Origin of the sequence: Polynucleobacter sp. AP-Sanab-80-C2, assembly GCF_035012965.1 — a bacterium.
Lineage (GTDB): Bacteria > Pseudomonadota > Gammaproteobacteria > Burkholderiales > Burkholderiaceae > Polynucleobacter.
The window spans coordinates 245,924-263,554 of sequence record NZ_JAYGQS010000003.1; the positions used below are offsets into that span (position 1 = coordinate 245,924).

22 protein-coding genes are annotated in these 17,631 nt (G+C 44.8%); 7 read left to right on the forward strand and 15 right to left on the reverse strand.

Annotation, left to right across the window (positions count from 1 at the left end):
* Positions 1-13: 13 nt before the first annotated feature.
* From VC178_RS06680 to VC178_RS06690, 3 genes are all read right to left on the reverse strand, one after another.
* Complete coding sequence (locus VC178_RS06680; RefSeq protein WP_323481987.1) at positions 14-871, reverse strand: metal-dependent hydrolase; 858 nt, start codon at positions 869-871, stop codon at positions 14-16.
* A gap of 197 nt (positions 872-1,068) precedes the next feature.
* On the reverse strand, positions 1,069-2,049 hold the full coding sequence (locus tag VC178_RS06685; protein WP_215318646.1) for a quinone oxidoreductase family protein: 981 nt from the start codon (positions 2,047-2,049) through the stop codon (positions 1,069-1,071).
* Positions 2,050-2,084: 35 nt separating this feature from the next.
* Positions 2,085-2,519: a DUF2452 domain-containing protein gene (locus tag VC178_RS06690; protein ID WP_323481988.1), complete on the reverse strand. Its 435-nt coding sequence runs from the start codon at positions 2,517-2,519 to the stop codon at positions 2,085-2,087.
* Between the two features lie 149 nt (positions 2,520-2,668).
* Between VC178_RS06690 and VC178_RS06695 the strand changes: the two genes are divergently transcribed.
* A complete protein-coding gene (locus tag VC178_RS06695) occupies positions 2,669-3,043 on the forward strand; it encodes a DUF2237 domain-containing protein (protein WP_323481989.1) in 375 nt (124 codons plus the stop codon).
* 20 nt (positions 3,044-3,063) lie between these two features.
* On the forward strand, positions 3,064-3,963 hold the full coding sequence (locus VC178_RS06700; protein ID WP_323481990.1) for a histone deacetylase: 900 nt from the start codon (positions 3,064-3,066) through the stop codon (positions 3,961-3,963).
* Between the two features lie 26 nt (positions 3,964-3,989).
* Here VC178_RS06700 and VC178_RS06705 read toward each other — a convergent pair whose 3' ends face one another.
* Together VC178_RS06705 and VC178_RS06710 are read right to left on the reverse strand one after the other, a co-directional pair.
* A complete protein-coding gene (locus VC178_RS06705) occupies positions 3,990-4,514 on the reverse strand; it encodes a phasin family protein (protein ID WP_323481991.1) in 525 nt (174 codons plus the stop codon).
* Between the two features lie 110 nt (positions 4,515-4,624).
* Positions 4,625-5,275 (reverse strand): hypothetical protein, encoded by a 651-nt coding sequence (locus tag VC178_RS06710; protein ID WP_323481992.1) that lies wholly within the window; start codon positions 5,273-5,275, stop codon positions 4,625-4,627.
* A 219-nt stretch (positions 5,276-5,494) separates the two neighbouring features.
* On the opposite strand from VC178_RS06710, the gene ahpC reads away from it, so the two are divergent.
* Entirely contained in the window at positions 5,495-6,058 is a 564-nt protein-coding gene (gene ahpC / locus VC178_RS06715) for an alkyl hydroperoxide reductase subunit C (RefSeq protein WP_215295565.1), read from the forward strand.
* A gap of 103 nt (positions 6,059-6,161) precedes the next feature.
* Positions 6,162-7,742, forward strand: a complete 1,581-nt coding sequence (gene ahpF / locus VC178_RS06720) for an alkyl hydroperoxide reductase subunit F (protein ID WP_323481993.1) — start codon at positions 6,162-6,164, stop codon at positions 7,740-7,742.
* A gap of 90 nt (positions 7,743-7,832) precedes the next feature.
* Here the strand turns inward: ahpF and VC178_RS06725 are convergent, their stop codons facing one another.
* From VC178_RS06725 to VC178_RS06740, 4 genes are all read right to left on the reverse strand, one after another.
* Entirely contained in the window at positions 7,833-8,321 is a 489-nt protein-coding gene (locus tag VC178_RS06725) for a cupin domain-containing protein (RefSeq protein ID WP_215318659.1), read from the reverse strand.
* An 87-nt stretch (positions 8,322-8,408) separates the two neighbouring features.
* Positions 8,409-8,957, reverse strand: coding sequence for a DUF3833 domain-containing protein (locus tag VC178_RS06730; RefSeq protein WP_323481994.1), 549 nt, complete (start codon positions 8,955-8,957; stop codon positions 8,409-8,411).
* Complete coding sequence (locus VC178_RS06735; protein ID WP_323481995.1) at positions 8,957-9,511, reverse strand: chalcone isomerase family protein; 555 nt, start codon at positions 9,509-9,511, stop codon at positions 8,957-8,959. Before VC178_RS06735 ends, VC178_RS06730 begins: the two co-directional genes overlap by 1 nt.
* The gene (locus VC178_RS06740) at positions 9,508-9,933 is read right to left on the reverse strand and encodes a DUF393 domain-containing protein (RefSeq protein WP_323481996.1); all 426 of its coding nucleotides are present in this window, start codon (positions 9,931-9,933) and stop codon (positions 9,508-9,510) included. Before VC178_RS06740 ends, VC178_RS06735 begins: the two co-directional genes overlap by 4 nt.
* A 19-nt stretch (positions 9,934-9,952) precedes the next feature.
* On the opposite strand from VC178_RS06740, the gene VC178_RS06745 reads away from it, so the two are divergent.
* Positions 9,953-10,690: an SDR family NAD(P)-dependent oxidoreductase gene (locus tag VC178_RS06745; protein WP_416350542.1), complete on the forward strand. Its 738-nt coding sequence runs from the start codon at positions 9,953-9,955 to the stop codon at positions 10,688-10,690.
* Between the two features lie 62 nt (positions 10,691-10,752).
* Here the strand turns inward: VC178_RS06745 and VC178_RS06750 are convergent, their stop codons facing one another.
* Genes VC178_RS06750 through VC178_RS06760 form a run of 3 tightly spaced genes read right to left on the reverse strand, consistent with a single transcriptional unit; the run spans position 10,753 to position 12,724 of the window.
* Positions 10,753-10,914 carry a DUF2256 domain-containing protein gene (locus tag VC178_RS06750; RefSeq protein ID WP_323481997.1) on the reverse strand — a complete coding sequence of 54 codons (162 nt, stop codon included), beginning with the start codon at positions 10,912-10,914 and terminating at the stop codon, positions 10,753-10,755.
* An 8-nt stretch (positions 10,915-10,922) separates the two neighbouring features.
* Positions 10,923-12,458, reverse strand: a complete 1,536-nt coding sequence (locus VC178_RS06755) for a cryptochrome/photolyase family protein (protein WP_323481998.1) — start codon at positions 12,456-12,458, stop codon at positions 10,923-10,925.
* Positions 12,455-12,724 carry a TIGR03643 family protein gene (locus VC178_RS06760; RefSeq protein ID WP_216177067.1) on the reverse strand — a complete coding sequence of 90 codons (270 nt, stop codon included), beginning with the start codon at positions 12,722-12,724 and terminating at the stop codon, positions 12,455-12,457. Before VC178_RS06760 ends, VC178_RS06755 begins: the two co-directional genes overlap by 4 nt.
* A 58-nt stretch (positions 12,725-12,782) precedes the next feature.
* On the opposite strand from VC178_RS06760, the gene VC178_RS06765 reads away from it, so the two are divergent.
* Positions 12,783-13,130 carry an HNH endonuclease signature motif containing protein gene (locus VC178_RS06765; protein WP_323481999.1) on the forward strand — a complete coding sequence of 116 codons (348 nt, stop codon included), beginning with the start codon at positions 12,783-12,785 and terminating at the stop codon, positions 13,128-13,130.
* Between the two features lie 17 nt (positions 13,131-13,147).
* Here the strand turns inward: VC178_RS06765 and VC178_RS06770 are convergent, their stop codons facing one another.
* The 3 genes from VC178_RS06770 to VC178_RS06780 are packed head-to-tail and all read right to left on the reverse strand — an operon-like array spanning position 13,148 to position 16,517.
* Positions 13,148-14,425, reverse strand: a complete 1,278-nt coding sequence (locus tag VC178_RS06770) for an alpha-hydroxy acid oxidase (protein WP_323482000.1) — start codon at positions 14,423-14,425, stop codon at positions 13,148-13,150.
* 52 nt (positions 14,426-14,477) lie between these two features.
* Positions 14,478-15,548, reverse strand: a complete 1,071-nt coding sequence (locus tag VC178_RS06775) for an isocitrate/isopropylmalate dehydrogenase family protein (RefSeq protein WP_216124794.1) — start codon at positions 15,546-15,548, stop codon at positions 14,478-14,480.
* Positions 15,549-15,551: 3 nt separating this feature from the next.
* Entirely contained in the window at positions 15,552-16,517 is a 966-nt protein-coding gene (locus VC178_RS06780; RefSeq protein ID WP_216177075.1) for a Bug family tripartite tricarboxylate transporter substrate binding protein, read from the reverse strand.
* An 85-nt stretch (positions 16,518-16,602) separates the two neighbouring features.
* Here VC178_RS06780 and VC178_RS06785 point away from each other — a divergent pair, with 85 nt between their 5' ends.
* Entirely contained in the window at positions 16,603-17,607 is a 1,005-nt protein-coding gene (locus VC178_RS06785; RefSeq protein WP_323482001.1) for a 2-hydroxyacid dehydrogenase, read from the forward strand.
* Positions 17,608-17,631 lie beyond the last annotated feature (24 nt).

The following is a 17,631-nucleotide window of genomic DNA, read 5'->3' on the forward strand; positions in this document are numbered from 1 at the left end:
CTATGAATGCGATTTAAAACTGGACTGTTTCACCTTCTGTCATCGGAACAATCTTGATATTGCTTCCCTTCATCGCCGCCTGGAATTCAGCAAGCGTGCCTTTTGTCATCGGATTGGAGTTGTAGTGCATTGGAATCACCATCTTAGGTTTGATCCAAGTTTTTAATGCATAAGCCGCATCGTCTGGCGCCATAGTGAAGTTGCCACCAATCGGAATCAACACTAAATCTGGTTTGTAGTGTTCGCTGATGAACTTCATATCGCTAAATAAACCGGTATCGCCCATATGCCAAATCTTGAAACCATTTTCAAGTTCAATGATGTAGCCCATTGCTTCGCCTGCGGGATGTGATTCCATCTTTTCAGTAGCCGGATTTTTCCAAACCAGTAAAGAAGAGTGCTCAGCCTGAACTGCAGTTACCTTTACACCTGGCAATGGAGTTACACGACCAGTTTTATTAAAACGCCAGCCGAGATCAGCGGGCAAGATCCCCAATGTAATTAATGGTGTCACCATATCAGCAGGGCCGTACAACTTTGTGTTATTTGCTTTAGCTACTGCGGGTGCATCACCAATATGGTCTACGTGCGCATGAGTTACCAATACCAAATCAATTGGGCCAATTGTAGCTAAATCATTTTTGTACTGTGGGGGAGTTTTTGGTCCGCCGGTGATCCACGGATCAATCAAAATCATCTTGCCTTGAGGAGACTTAATCCGAAATCCGGCCTGACCGAACCATAAAAGCTCTGTCTTACCTTGTGCGCCTGCGCTTGTAGCAGTTTGAGCCAAAGCAAAGCTGCTGCCAGCCAAAAATATTGGCAGCAATAAAGTATTTGCAATCGTTTTCTTAAATGAAGCGCTTCCCATGGTTTTGTCTCCTAAGATCTTTTATGTGAATAAGAAAACTATATCCGAAATTGGGTATCAGGGCTGAGCAAGCCTCTTATACGGCACTGCACCAATTCTTAGGGCCAAATACTTTGTATTTTTGTGACAAGCGTGCTTTGATACAAATGAAAAGCCCCGTAAGAACGGGGCTTGTGCTAATCAACTTCTACTTCCACTTAAGGAATCATCACAATGGCGCCAGATACTTTTCTGCCTTCAGCGGCACGATGTGCATCAGCCGCCTGCTCTAGTGGAAACTTCGCACCGATCTGCACTTTGACATAACCCTTAGCAATGGCATCGAATACCGCTTTAGCGTTCTCTTGCAACAACGCATGAGTCGCGTTATGAGGAAACACTGATGGTCTTGTTAAGAATAGGCAACCTTTTTTATTAAGAATCTCTGGCTGAATTTCAGGGGCAGGACCGGAAGCGGCACCAAAGAGTGCAAGCGTACCAAAAGGGGCTACGCAATCTAAAGAACCTAAGAAGGTATCTTTAGCCACAGAGTCATAAACCACATTGGCTTTTTTGCCACCCGTCGCCTTCAATACTTCCTCCACCCAATTGGCATTGGAGTAATCGACAACAGCATCACATCCCGCTGCCTTAGCTGCAGCAACTTTTGCTTGAGAACCAACTGTGCCGACCACAAAAGCACCCAAACCTTTTGCCCAGCCAGCCAAAATTTGGCCAACACCACCAGCAGCAGCATGTACCAATACGATGTCACCGGCTTTCACTTTGTAAGTCTTTTGCACAAGGTATTGAGCAGTCATGGCTTTAAAGAAGACTGCAGCAGCAACTTCATCTGAAACATTGTCGGGCACTGGGACTAATTTATCAGCAGCGACATTGCGTGCACTAGCGTATGCACCAATACCTGCATTCATATACATGACACGGTCGCCTACTTTTAAACCAGTGACACCCTCACCCAAAGACTCAACCACACCAACAGCCTCATGACCAAGACCCGTAGGTAATTCAAGCGGGTAAAAACCAGAGCGCTGATAAATGTCGATGAAATTAAATCCAATCGCTGTCTGACGAATCTGCACTTCGCCCTTTGCTGGTGGAGGTAATTCTTTATCAATCACTTGAATGACGTCTGCGCCACCCAGTTTATCCAGACTCACTACTCTTGCTTTTGTCACATGTCACCTATTTGTATTTGTTATGAGAAAAAATATCATACAACAAGGGCGCTTTCTTCTATCACCGCCCAAGTACTGTCTCCCAGCTTCTTTACTGCCATGGCATATGTCCAACCATCCGGAATGCCGCAGCTCCACTCTTTAGGTCCATTCTGTATCAAAACGTTCGTTGAATTTCTGTTGTCGTAATACAGGTGGTAAATTTTTCCATGAATGGGATTGAAGCTAAATTTTGCACTGTGCACCATCTCTGTTGCATCGAGCCTTGCCTGCAAGGCCCTCGCCTGCTTCATCAACACCTCAGCCTGCTCCATGATGCGCTCGTACTCTTGCTTGGCATTTTGACGTGCCACATTTACCGCTTTATCTTTTTCTTCGACTACTTTGATAGGGGCGAAAACAGGGGCGCCAACCTCCATTGGGTATTCGATACCCGCGTGTCTTGCTGGGTCGGTGTCTTCGATTCTCATTGCTTGCCCGTGAAATCTGGTTTTACTGCAAAATTGGTTTTAGTCAGCGATATTGACCGAGAAAGTGTGACACAAAAAGGGAAATTTTGCCGAGAGGTAAAGCAAGTTATTGAATACAGCAGCTACAAACACTAATAAGGAAAGAATTAATGAGTAATGATGTCGCCCTTAACGTTTTAGGGCAGCCCTTGGTTCCCTGTTCTTTTGATCCTCTAACCGGATTCTTTAGGGATGGATGTTGCAAAACCAATGCAGAGGATGTGGGTAGTCATCTAGTCTGCGCAATTGTGAATGATGACTTTTTGCAATTTAGCCTCAGCCGTGGCAACGATCTCATTACACCCATGCCTGCATATCGCTTTCCTGGTCTTGTTGCAGGAGACCAATGGTGTCTATGCATCAACCGCTGGCTCGAAGCAGTAGAGGCTCATTGCGCACCGTTAATTAAATTAGAGAGCACCAACATCAAAGCCTTAGAAAAAGTATCCCTAGATTTTCTAGAGCAATATTCCAGCGATATTTAGAGACTTCTCAGAAAGCGTCTTTGAAAGCTTATTACTCAGACCATTTTGTATTACCACTGCCATCGGGACATCGCTTTCCAATGGAGAAGTATTCCCGCTTGCGGGATTTAGTCGGCTCGCTTGCTAAGCTGGAGTTACTTGAAGCACCTGCCGCAAGCGATACACAACTTCTCTATGCACATGACCCGAGCTATCTTCTGAAAGTCATCGAGGGCAAACTGAGTCCTGAAGAGCAAAGAGAGATTGGCTTTCCTTGGAGCGAAAAAATGGTGGAACGCTCACGACGTTCCGCTGGGGCCACTATCGCCGCAGCTAAGACTGCTATAGGTGAAGGCATATCTGGGAATCTTGCTGGAGGCACACACCACGCCTACCGAAATCTTGGCAGCGGATTTTGCGTATTTAATGATTCCGCAGTTGCCGCTCGCACACTCCAAAAAGAAATCAGCCCGCACCTCAAGATCGCCATTATTGATTTAGATGTTCATCAGGGTAATGGCACAGCATCCATTCTTCAGCACGATGCCTCTATTTTTACTCTCTCGATGCATGGTGAAAATAATTTTCCCTTTAAAAAGGAAAGTAGCGATCTTGATCTGGGTCTTGCCGATGGATGCGATGATCAAACCTATCTTGAATCCCTCAATCAATGCCTTGACAAATTAGACTCTCGCTTTAAAGCAGACTTTGTCATTTACCTTGCAGGAGCTGATCCTCATGAAGGAGATCGCTTGGGCAGACTCAAGCTCAGCAAAATAGGTATGCGTCTCAGAGATGAAACGATCTTTCAATACGCCCTAGATAAACAAATACCCCTGGCATTCTCGATGGCTGGTGGTTATGGCAAGGAAATCGAATCTACCGTCGAGATTCATTTTCAAACCATCCAAACCGCCCTTCACTTCCAACAGCAATACTAGCGTCAGGGCTGTTTTAAACACCGCTTCTAAGACTTCTTCTTGGAAGCACCTTGAGCAGTCGTCAAACTAGTCATACTCTCGACGCTTTTTTCAAAATGACTAAATGAATCTGCCATAGCAGCACGGACTAATTCGAAGTTTTGCAGAGCGTTATTAAACGAGGTTTTAAATACCGAAACATACGCTTCACTACCAGCGGGTGCATTGTTAGTAGCATCATTCACAAAATGAATGAGGTCCGTCTTGGAATCCTGAATCATCACTTCCGCGATATCTGCCATTTCTTTATTACCACTTCTCAATACATCAAGTAGCTGTTGGTGATAATGAGCCACCTCTTTAGCAGCATCTTGCAACACTTCAGCATGAATAAAGTCAAAAGCTGTTTTAGGATCCTGAGCTTTCATTAACTCAGCAACCCGTTTCTGAATAAGCTCTGCAAACTCTTCAGTAGCCTTTTGATTGATTTGTGCAATCGCTTGCGCACTCTCCATGGCTACGCGACCGACAACCCTAGTTGCATCAATAGCCTTTTGTGGACTTTTGCTCATAACAACCCCTTTCAGTGAGAGAGACGCGATGGATATTGACACCAATCTACTCTCGTTTTGGGGTCTTACTATAGAGAAATACCAGTAGATCCCAGCATAGGCTTTCGTGCTTATTTTGCTGCGGGGACCTTACTCGTCAGGCTCTTGAGCGTAGCGGCGTCATTCAACTGCTGATCCACTAGATATAAGGTGCCGCCATAGTTAGCCTGCAAGTCATAGCCGGAGAGACCGACTGTATAAAAGGTGATATCTGGGTTGAAAGAGCGAATCGTTCCACCAGAGCCTGCTGAAAAATTAGCATCCACATCGATACCGCCTTTTTGCCCGTCAATCGATGTTAATAAAAATTGGTCAATTGCTGCAGTCGTTTTAAAAACCACAATTTGATATTGATCTTGATAGCCTGCACCCAATCCTTCACCTGTTTTTAAAGCCTGCATAAATACTGGCTCTTTGCGACGTTTGTCATACAAGACGCCCTCACCCCGCGCCACTACGATCAAGACAACATTCACATTGGTAGTGCTAAAGACGGCATAGCCCGGTGCCTTTTCAATATCTTCTTTTACTTTAGGGTTTTGCTTGATCAAAGCATCCAGACCCGTTTTAGCCATCTGGAGCGTTGCCTGTCGTTTCTGAAGAATTTCAGCTTGAGTCAGCGGCTTGCCATCCTTACCGGTCGATTGGCAGCCTGTTAGCAACAATAAGCCACAGGCAATTGCTGAAATAAACCGGATGAAAGCTGTAAGTTGAATTGACATATCGAGAAAGATCTTTCAAAAGGCGTTGAAATAGGCATTTAGGCGCTTAGGATGCCATTATCTGCGGATTGCATTATGGCGATGTTTTATTATCAATAAAATCGATTATTTCTATCTAAATTATTCATTATACAAATATACAGATAGCCCCTAGAATGGACTCCGTTGTCAAAACATTAGCAGTTTGATTAACCCAATTTATTCAACAAGAGGAGCACTATGTCTATTATCAACACCACCGTAGCACCATTTAAAACCGAAGCTTTCCACAACGGTAAGTTTGTCACTATTACTGATGAATCTCTCAAAGGTAAGTGGTCAGTTTTGATTTTCATGCCAGCAGCATTCACATTCAACTGCCCAACAGAAATTGAAGATGCGGCTAATAACTATGCTGAATTCCAAAAATTAGGCGCTGAAGTGTATATCGTTACAACAGATACTCATTTCTCACACAAAGTTTGGCACGAAACTTCTCCCGCAGTTGGTAAAGCCAAGTTCCCCTTGGTTGGTGACCCAACTCACACATTGACCAATGCATTTGGCGTACACATTCCTGAAGCAGGCTTGGCATTGCGCGGCACATTCGTTATCAACCCAGAAGGCGTGATCAAGACTGCTGAAATTCATTCCAATGAAATCGCACGTGATGTCTCTGAAACATTGCGCAAGCTAAAAGCTGCTCAATACACAGCAGCTCACCCAGGCGAAGTTTGCCCAGCGAAATGGAAAGAAGGTGCAGCGACTTTGACTCCATCTTTGGACCTCGTAGGCAAGATCTAAATAGATCTCACTCTATAACCAATCAGACTCTCTCCGGAGAGTCTATTGGAGAGGATCAGATCCTGCCCAATAGACTCACTGAAATTGAAATAAAGGATGCACCATGTTAGATGACAATATCAAAACCCAATTAAAAGCATACTTCGAAAAAATCGTTGCTCCAATTACGCTCACAGCCAGCTTAGATGAAAGCCCTGCGGCCGTCCAGATGCTAGAACTTTTAAATGAAGTGGCTGAGCAATCAGACAAAATTACTGTCAAGACGGATGGTGAAGCGGCAAACGTGCCTAGCTTTACTGTCAGTAAGACTGGTGAAGATGCACGCATTACTTTTGCGGGCATCCCAATGGGTCATGAAATGACCTCGTTTATCTTGGCAATTTTGCAAGCCAGTGGCTACCCACCTAAAGTCGAAGAGGACATCATTGCGCGTGTACGCAAGCTAGATGGAAAGTTCCGCTTCCAGACTTTTATTTCTTTGTCATGCCATAACTGCCCTGACGTGGTTCAGGCCTTGAACTTAATGTCAGCCCTCAATCCTCATGTTGAGCATGAAATGATTGATGGCGCCATCTATCAGAATTTGGTAGATCAATACCAAATCATGGCTGTCCCCACTGTTATCCTCAATGGCGAAGTATTTGGTCAAGGACGTATGGGTGTAGAAGAGATTATTGCCAAACTCGATACTGGTAGTGCCGAAGAGGATGCAGCCAAACTCAATGCTAAGGATAATTTTGATGTACTAGTCATCGGTGGCGGCCCAGCTGGTGCTGCTGCTGCAATCTATGCGGCGCGTAAGGGCATCCGCACTGGCATTCTTGCCGAACGATTTGGCGGTCAAGTCATGGATACCTTGGGTATTGAGAACTTTATCTCTGTATCTCATACCGAGGGACCAAAGCTCGTGCAAGCATTAGAGCAGCACGTGAAAGACTATGAAGTGGACATCATGAACTTACAACGTGCTAGCGCTTTGCGTAAGACAGGCGATGGCATTGAAGTAGAGATCGCTAATGGCGCGGTATTGAAAAGTAAATCTGTCATCATCAGCACCGGTGCACGTTGGAGAGAAATGAATGTTCCAGGCGAACAAGAATATCGCAACAAAGGTGTCGCCTACTGCCCACATTGTGATGGCCCTCTATTTAAAGGCAAGCGTGTAGCAGTGATTGGCGGTGGTAACTCGGGTGTTGAAGCCGCGATTGACTTAGCTGGTGTTGTGAGTCACGTTACCCTGATTGAGTTTGATAACCAATTGCGGGCTGATGCCGTGTTGCAAAAGAAATTATTTAGCCTGCCTAACGTCTCCGTCATTAAAAGTGCTTTGACAAAAGAAGTGTTGGGTGATGGCAGCAAGGTGAATGGCCTGCGTTATCAGGATCGCATTAGCAATGCTGAGCAAACTCTTGCGCTGGAAGGCATCTTTGTTCAAATCGGCTTGTTGCCAAATAGTGAATGGCTCAAAGGTACAGTCGATCTTTCGCCTCGTGGTGAGATCATCGTGGATGCAAAAGGAGAAACATCAGTGCCTGGCGTATTTGCTGCGGGAGATTGCACTACCGTTCCTTATAAGCAAATCATTATCGCCATGGGTGAAGGTGCCAAAGCGTCACTGGGAGCCTTTGACTATCTGATTCGGCACTCCGTTAGTGAAGAAGTACCCAGCAAAATTGCTGCCTAGGTAAATGTAAGGTTCTGAGTCGACACGAGCTCAGCAAATAAAAACCCCAGAGCAATTTCTGGGGTTTTGTCTTTCCGTGTGATGAAAAACTTAATTCAACTTACGAGGCATTCCAAAACGGGGTGCATCTTTATATACAGGGGTTGTGCTCACTGGGCCCATACCCATGATTTGGATCTCTGTAGCCCCCTTCATAGCACCATCAAAATGCACTACACCTGCAGGATGAAACATCATACTGCCTGCTGGCAAGCCAACCGTAGTCGCTGGATCCCAACTAGCATCAGTACCTGCATACCAAGTTCCCTTGATGACTGTAACAAAACGATCTTCAGAATGAGAATGCGGTGAACTCATAATGCCTTCGGGAAAGATATTACGAACAACATACATTCCAGGCTTACTAGGATCACCGAATAACACTGCAGTCTTTACGCCTGCAGGCAGATCGCCCCACATCACTTGATCGGGTTTGACAATCACAAAATTCTTAGCAGCGGCTTGTGCGGAGACATGCAGAGATGCAAAGCTCAGAACCGCCATAGCGAAGATTTGTATTGCTAAAGAAAGTCTTTTCATCTATATCTCCAAAATAATTTTTATGTGATGTGAATTACGAGGATTAATCTAGCATGGGCTTATATAGAACGCTCTAAGGGATTACGCCTAACGCTTATAAAAACTCAGCGTGACTTCGCCTAGATTGATACCAAACTTGCTCATTTGGGCTTTATTGATCATGACTTTTGGTGTTACGAGATACATCCAGTCATCAAACTGAACATGGTAAATGGTGCCATCAACTGGCAAAGCTAAGGTGTATGCCCAGTTGAGAGCATTCCCAGCAGATGAGCCATTGGCCTCACCTACTACGTCATCTGCCTTACCAGTATATTTTCCAGGAGCAACTTCGGTTAGCTTCCAAATGCGTTTCTGCTTTGTGCCATCAGAGTATTCAAAGCTTTCATCTAGAGTACCTACTTTCTTACCATCAATGACCTGCCAGTTGGCTTGAATCAAGACCGTAAAACGTTTGACCACTACTCCACTGCGATCGGTGAAGATGCCATACGCATCAATCGTGCCTGAGAAATACTCACTCAAATCCAATACGGGCTTTTCACTACCATATTGAGATACTTTTGGGCCAGCACAACCCAGCAAGAAGCTGGCACAAAGGATAGATACACTGAATTTGCTAAAGAATGATTTCATTATGGACAAGCCTCTTGGAAAAGGGGTGGTGGGCAATTCTGCCCAAGTAGTTGCTCACGTAGTTTAGGAGCACTCGTTTTAGGATCTAACCAAATACCAAAAAAAGCTTTAGAAAAATCTGCTCCCGGAATCTGCGCAAGGGGTTTTCCTTCGAAATAAAAAGTAGTTCCCTGGTTGGGTGCATAAATTGCAGTGAGATTTTGACCTGACTCCACGTTTGGCATAAAGGTGGCCAATTGTTTTTCCCAAGCCTGTGCCTGTGTATCTGATACACCAAGCTTTTTCATCTCATCTGCTGAGCTCTTAGCGATTGCCACACCAGTGAAAGATTTTTGATACCGCAAGTCCAGTGCAAATGCTGAAGCATTAGTACTTGCACCTCGATAAAAATTGGCATCATAAATATGAAAGCCCCACCAAGTTAATTTGCCGCTGCCCTGAAGTTTGGCAGGATTCAAGGCTTCATTAATATAGGTCAACTCTCGGGCATTACTATTGGCACTGAATAAACAGGCAAGAGCACAAAGTTGGATGAATAGGGTTTGGACTTTCATAAGGTGCCTGATACATTCTTACTTTTAGATGTGGCATTGACTAGTCGCAATGCACCTGGACCTAATATTCGTGAAATCGCATGGCGATGCTTAGCAAAAAATTGATAACCTAGGCGCAAGGGTGGCTGCACGATCTTTCTGGAAAACAACCAGGCCAGAAAAGGAAGATTAGCTCTGCGATATGCCTCTGGAAAAACAACTGCGCCACTAATTAATGAGCCATCAGCATATTGACCATACATAGCAGCTAGTGCTTGTTCACATGACACGCCAAGGGCTGATGAGTCATAGCGATCTGAATTGATGTCGACAAAGTCAAGTAAACCAGCTTGGTTACGCCCATTAAGAAACAATATCTCCGCCTGGCATAAAGGGCACGCGCCATCATAAAACAGAGTGAGTTTTTGTAAATCATGAGCCATGAAGCAAGTGTAAGACTTATTGACTAAACTAGCTTACAGCACAGTCGTCATTAAAACCCCTTTGAAAATACTCCCTAATCCCTTTCGCGCTCTGGTCATTGGCTCATCTGGCACGATTGGGTCAGCCTTTGTAGAGCTCCTCAAAAATAACCCCTCATGTTCAGGGGTTGTGGGTATTCACCGTCATTCAGAGCATCCGCTTGATTATCAAAATCCGGCATCTATCGAAGCTTCCGCTAATGCGCTAGCAGCAGCAGGACCCTTTCAACTGATCATTAATACCATTGGTGTATTGCACAGCAAAGACTGGATGCCGGAGAAAAAAATAGATGACCTCAATGCCGAACAATTCATTGAGCTCTTCAAAATCAATACGATTGGTCCCGCCTTAAGCATTCGGTATTTCTCCAAACTATTGGATCCAAAAAATTCTATTCTGATTACCTTATCTGCCAAGGTTGGTAGCATTGAAGATAACCGTCTCGGTGGCTGGTATAGCTATCGAGCCTCTAAAGCAGCCTTGAATATGCTGATTAAAACGGCGTCCATTGAGCTTGCTCGCACCAAACCCAATGCTGCACTCATTGCTATGCATCCAGGCACTGTCAATTCCAGCCTTTCAAAGCCTTTTCGGGGCGAGCAAATTGGGAGACCCGCAGCAGATGCGGTGTCCGATATGTTTACAGTGATGCAAAATCTTAAAAAAGAGGATTCTGGCAGTTTTATTTCTTATTCAGGTGAAAAGCTGCCTTGGTAAAAGTCAAAGGTGATCAGGCTCGACTACATCTGACTACTACGCCTGAGTACTGCACCTGACTACTACACCTGACTTTTAGCTCCCTTTTTTCTACAGGTATCAGAGCAGTATTTCACTGACTCCCAATTTTTTGCCCATGACTTTCTCCAGGTCATTTCCTTTTTGCAAACAACACAGATCTTGCTCGGCAAATAGCTCTTATTTCCTTTAAAGGAAGTGCTCATATCAAACCCTAGAGATCGTTCAAGTGATTTAATAACTGCTTTGCGTGCTTTGTAATCGAGCTTTGATCTTCATCGCTGATTCTTTTCAGATTTGCCGTCATCAAACGCGTTCGTGGGCTTGCCTCAAACTGAGCGCGATGCTTGATTAAGAAATTCCAGTACAGGGTCGTGACTGGGCAAGCATTGTCTCCAAAGCGAACATCTGGCTTGTATTGACAGGAGCCACAGTAATTACTCATACGCTTGATGTAGGCTCCACTAGCAATATAAGGCTTACTCGTAAAGCGTCCACCGTTAGCAAACAAGGCCATACCAGCAGTGTTCGGTAACTCTACCCATTCTATAGCATCAACATAAATTGCCAAATACCAGTCACAGACTTCTGAGGGCAGGATCTCAGCCAACAGAGCAAAGTTGCCGGTCACCATCAGGCGCTGAATATGATGAGCATATCCATACCTCAAGGTCTGACCAATGGCATCTTTCATACAAGCCATATTGGTTTGGCCGGACCAATACCACTTAGGCAAAGACCTCTGATGCTGGTAATAATTATCCTGAGCCATCTTTGGCATATCCAAGTAATACATCCCTCGAACAAATTCTCGCCACCCCAAAATTTGGCGAATAAAGCCTTCGACTGTAGATAAATCTAGGGAGTACTTTTTCCAAGCATTAATAACAGCAGAAATGACCTCGCGGGGATTAAGGAGCTTGAGATTCAGGGAGCTCGAGAGCATAGAATGCCAACCATATGGCGTATCAGTCCACATAGCATCCTGGTAGACACCAAAGTTTCGCAAACGGTAATCTGCAAAATAATTCAGCGCTTCTAAAGCTTGCTCTCGAGTTACCGGCCAACGAAATGCCTCAAGTGAGCCAGGATGCTTCGGATAGGTTTTCTTGACGAATGCAATCACCTCTTGAGTGATGGCGTCTGGCTCAAACAGAATGGGTTCCTCAATGATGCCGGGCCCTTTTTTGGGATAGGGCTTACGATTGTCTTGATCAAAGTTCCATTGACCGCCTTCTGGATTACCATCAGCATCCACCAGAATTTGATGGGTCTTACGCATCAAGCGATAAAAGTACTCGAGCCTCAATTCTTTTTTACCAGCTGCCCAATCATTAAACTCTTGATGGGAGCAGAAGAAATGCTCATCCTCACGCATCTCCAATTGCAATCCAAGCTCATTGGCTAATGCTTCAATCTCCTGCTTTAAGCGCCATTCGCCTGGCTCGACGCAAATGAGATGGGTAATTTTCTCTTGCTGTATTTTCTCTTTTAAGGCATCAACAATAGATAAAGGGGTGCTTTTGATGTAGCTGATTGGGTAATGCAAGCTTTTCAAAGTCTGGGCAAAGTGCCGCATAGCCGATAGAAATAAAGCAATTTTGGCCTGATGCGACCAAACATATTGAGCCTCATGCATAGACTCCACCATGAATACCTCATCGGTTTCATGATGAAAGTTTTGAAGTGCTGCACTCTTTAAATCCAACTGATCTCCCAGAATCAAGACCAGCCTTTTAGGGGGTGTCATTTATTTTTATATTGGGTTGGGCAATAGGCACGGTCCACTAGCTTGCTTCGCAGAGCGACATGTTTCGTAGATCGACCTGTCACGCGCTTACGCCATAGCTCAAATGAAGCTCTCTTGAGCTCGTGTCGCATTAATTGAATCACTTGAGATTCAGAGAGGCCAAATGACTGCTCAATCGCATCAAACGGAGTACGGTCCTCCCAAGCCATCTCAATGAGACGGGAGATATCAGGAGCAGAGAGTGTTTTTGGAGAGAATCTTGCCACCGTGCAAGTTTAAGACTTATTTAATAAACTGGCATAACCTCACTAAACCCGAATACTCATGCTTGGAAAAATTCGTCAGAAACTCATTTCTTTAGAGCCCAAGCCACTCCAAAAGGTACTGGAAACTGTCTGCCCTATTTGTGACCGCCCTATCCCGGAATCACAAAAAGATGCTCATCATCTAGTACCCAAATCGAAGGGCGGCAAGACTACGGAATATCTGCATCGCATTTGTCATCGGCAGATTCATGCTTTATTTACTGAAACTGAGCTAGCCATGCAATTCAATACTGCTAGTAATCTACAAGAGCATCCTGAAATGCAGCGATTTATTCGTTGGGTCAAATCCAAGCCCAACCACTTTTATGAGAAAACTCGCAAAAGTACGCGTATTAAAAACTCATAAGAAAGGCTTCAACTAAATTAGCTTTCTTTCATCACCATAGATGATTGAATAGCGGCAATATTAGCGGCACCCATCTGCTGCATGGTTGATTTAAATTCAGTTTGCAAAATTTCCATGACGCGCTCTACGCCGGGTTGTCCAAAAGCACCCAAACCCCAGAGATAAGGACGACCCACACAAACTGCATTCGCTCCTAATGCCATTGCTTTAAATACATCGCTACCTCGACGTACACCACTATCAAATAGAATGGGTACCTTACCTTTTGCCACTTTGACAACTTCAGGCAAACACTCAATCGAACCGCGCCCACCATCTTCACTTCTGCCGCCATGGTTTGATACATGAATTCCATCAACGCCATATTTGAGGCAAAGTTGCGCATCCTCTTCAGTCAAAATTCCCTTGATGATGATTTTCATTTTGGTGGTGTCGCGCACCTGCTTAATAAATTCCCAAGTCATATTAGAAGAGGTCATCCTGACGCCAGTCATATCAATGCCATCATAGTTTGGTCTTTCTTGCGCACTGCCAAAGCCATGCACATGGCAGCCTGCACAATTTCGCGGATCCAATTTCTTAAGACGGGCAAAAGTTTCTTGATTTCTTCCGCCATTACGATCAACAGTAATTTCTAAAACAGGTGCCCCAGCTTTTTCAACCCGTCGAATAACTTGCTTAGCGACTGCAGGGCTAGAAGTTGCATATAACTGAAACCAAACTTCACCTTGACGAGCAGCGATGACGTCTTCAATTGTGGAGGCTCCAGCATTTGACAGGATATTTAAGAAACCACCCGCTCTCGCTGCTCTCGCAACGGCTATCTCTCCCTCTGGGTCATATGCCTTATTGCCACCAGTTGGGGCAATAATGATGGGAGAGTTCCACTTAGTTCCAAAAAGCGTAATAGAGGTGTCAATTTGACTCACATCGCGTAAACGACGAGGACGTAATTGGTACTTTAGAAATGAAGTGCGATTTGCTCTTAATGTCACCTCATCATCAATGCCTGATGCCATGTAAGCAAAGTGTGCTGGAGGTACTTTCGTAAATGCTACTGGCTCAAAATCAAAAACATTGATTGCTTCCTTTGGATTGGATATCAGATCCAAGGGAGTATTTGGCGCCCAAATCATGGGGTCTGGTCGCTTCGTGAAATTTCTGATTAACTCTCTCAGATCTTTTGCTTCTTGAGCAAACAAATCTTGATTAGCGCTAAGGGCAAACAAGGGGCTGGCTGCAAGCCATGTTAAGAGCTGTCTACGTTGTTCATTTCGGTCCTTGCGATTGCTCATGTCTCCTCCATCCTATTTTTTGAGCTACAGGTATTTCAACCACTGTATTACATTACCTCAAAGCCTCTAATACTGCTTTTGCCATAGATGCAGTATTTCCTTTGCCATTGATATCCCCGGTTCTAGCATTTGGATTAGCAAGCGCTACTGAAGTTGCCTCTGACATCGATCTTGCCATCGCCACAGCCTCTGGGATATTCCGGCTATAGCCAAGCCAATCAAACATCATACGAGTTGATTCAATCATGGAGTATGGATTGGCAATGCCTTTGCCTGCGATATCCGGAGCTGATCCATGAGTGGCCTGTGCCATCACCACATCACCATCACCGATACATAAACCTGGCGCCATTCCCAAACCGCCAACCAGACCTGCAGCTTCGTCTGACAAAATATCGCCAAACATATTCGTAGTCACAATCACATCAAAGTTTTGGGGGTCACGCACTAAGCGCATTGCCATAGTGTCAACGATCACATCATCAACGAGGACATCTGGATATTCTGGTGCTAGTTTTTTACACTCCTCAACAAACATACCGCAACCTAGTTTAAAGACTGTATCTTTATGGACGTAGGTCAAATGCTTCTTGCGTTGACGCGCTAATTCATAAGCTGCTTGGGCAACGCGACGGCTACCAGTTCTGGTAATCACGCGCATAGACAGAGTCATTTCATCGCTTGGACGAAACTCTGCATTACCTACCAACATATTCCGATCTGGCTGAAAGCCCTCGTTGTTTTCACGAACAATAATTAAATCAATATCATCACGAAGACACCCAATATCTGGGTAAGAACGTGTTGGTCTCACGTTTGCAAACAAATTAAATTGCTTACGCAAAATTGGGTGGGGATTGATGGCGTTAGCCTGCTTTGGATAAGCACGATGACCAATCGGACCCAAGATCCATCCATCCAGAGTATGGAGAGTTTCTAAAGTTTCAGGTGGCAGAGTATGGCCATGAGTATCGAGCGCGCGACGCCCAATGGGTAAAGGTACCCACTCGATATTCACTTGATGCAGTTTTGCAGCTGCTTTGGCAACCTCTACTGCAATCGGCACAATCTCATGACCAATGTCATCGCCTTCTAAAATTCCAACTCTTAATTTCTTCGACATGACCTACTCTTCCAATTGAATATTGCGAGCTTTTGCCAAGGCAGTCCATCGCTTAGTTTCATTTTTAATAAATTGACCGAATTGTTCAGGAGACATCGGCATAGGCTCAACTGCTTCAATCAATAACTTCTCCCGCATCTCCGGTAACTTCAGTGTAGCAATTTGCGTTTCATTTAAACGCTTCACAATATCCGATGGAATTCCAGCAGGGCCTACCGTGCCATACCATTGCATTGCGTCAAAACCCTTAAAACTGAGCTCTTCCATAGTGGGGACGTCTTTTAAGACTGAGCTGCGTTTTGATCCCGTAACCGCTAATGCACGGACCCTGCCTGTTTGTATATATTGCAAAGCCGCAGCTAGGCCTGGGAACATAGTCTGCGTTTGACCGCCTAATAGATCGTTAATCGCTGGGGCAATGCCACGATATGGGATATGCAGAATGTAAAGACCAGTTTCCTGCTTAAATAATTCCATGGTCATATGTGTCAAAGATCCCTGACCAGCAGTACCGTAACTTAACTTCCCTGGGTTCTTGCGCGCATAGTCGATAAATTCTTTCATGTTCTTGACTGGAACCTGACTATTCACAATCAAGACGTTTGGGGTCGCACCAATCATCCCAATCGGCGTGAAATCCTTAATAGGGTCATAAGGAACTTTTCTTGTCGCAGGATTTGTACCATGAGTGGCCACATAACCCTGCATCAAGGTATATCCATCAGGCGGCGCTCTCATGGTGGCCTGAGAGGCAATGACTCCACCCCCACCACTTTGATTCTCCACTACAAAAGTTTGTCCCAAAACTCGCCCCCAGCGCTCAGTAACGACCCGTGCAATCATATCGTTACCACCACCTGCCGCAACAGGAACGATATAACGAATGGGTTTTGAGGGGTATGCCTGTGCCCTCACAGAAAATGGCAGAGACAGAGCTAGCGAAAAACCTAAAAAATTGCGGCGCTTCATATGTGCACTCGTATCTTGATAGAAAATTAGGATAACTGAATTTAGGGCTTGCTGTATATTTAAGTCATCCATTAAGTAAAAAAATATGAGCAAAAATATTCTGGTTGTTGGAGAGTACGGCAAGATCTTCCTTGATCCACTTAGTGCAGTACTTGAAGATCAGTGGGCAATACAACATTGGACTATTGAACAGCCCAAAGCTGAGCTATTTGACTTAGCATCTAAAGCCAGCATTCTGGTAGTAACAGCAGAGCTGACCTATTCAAAAGATAAACAACTGATTGAAGATCTCATTAGGGCTGGCAAGCAATTACAGTTAATTCAGGTACCATTTTCTGGAATGGAATGGCTTCATCCAGATTGGCTACCAGCGGGCTGCAAGGTCTGCAACACCAACCAACACTCTGAGCCAATCGCTGAATATGTCATGCTCGGCATCTTAGAGTTTGCTGTCAATATGCGCTTAATGGATCGCGAGCTACGTCAAGGTCGCTGGACTTACGGCGGATCAATTGTGCGAGGTAAGAAGCATAGTGAAATTCAGCATAAAACCATTGGTTTTATAGGCTACGGCCACATCGCAAAGCGTGTTACTGAATTAGCCACTCCTTTTGGCATGAAGTTTCTGGCCATTAGTCGTAACCCTAAGCAAGACTCAAGACTGGCATGGTGGAAAGACAGTTCGCATCTTGATGAATTACTTTCTGAGAGCGACTATATCCTCATCACCTCTCCTCTCAGTGACAGTACGAGAGACCTGATTAATGAACGTACGCTAAAAAAGATGAAGCCAACAGGTGTCATCATTAATGTGGCTAGAGGTCCTATTATTAATGAAGAGGCTATTTATCAAGCCCTGAAGCATCGTCAGATTGGTGGTGCTCTTCTTGATGTTTGGTATCAATATGCCAGCACTGAAAACTTAGAGATGCAGCCATCGGTCTTTCCGTTTCATGAACTCGACAATGTCATCATGACGCCACACACTGCCAGCTGGACGGATGATCTCGATGCGAGACGTATCGAATCGGTCACGCAGAATATCCAAAACTTCATCAATCAAAAACCACTAGTAGAAGTTGTGTACTAGCGGTTTTAAGCTTACTGAGGTGCT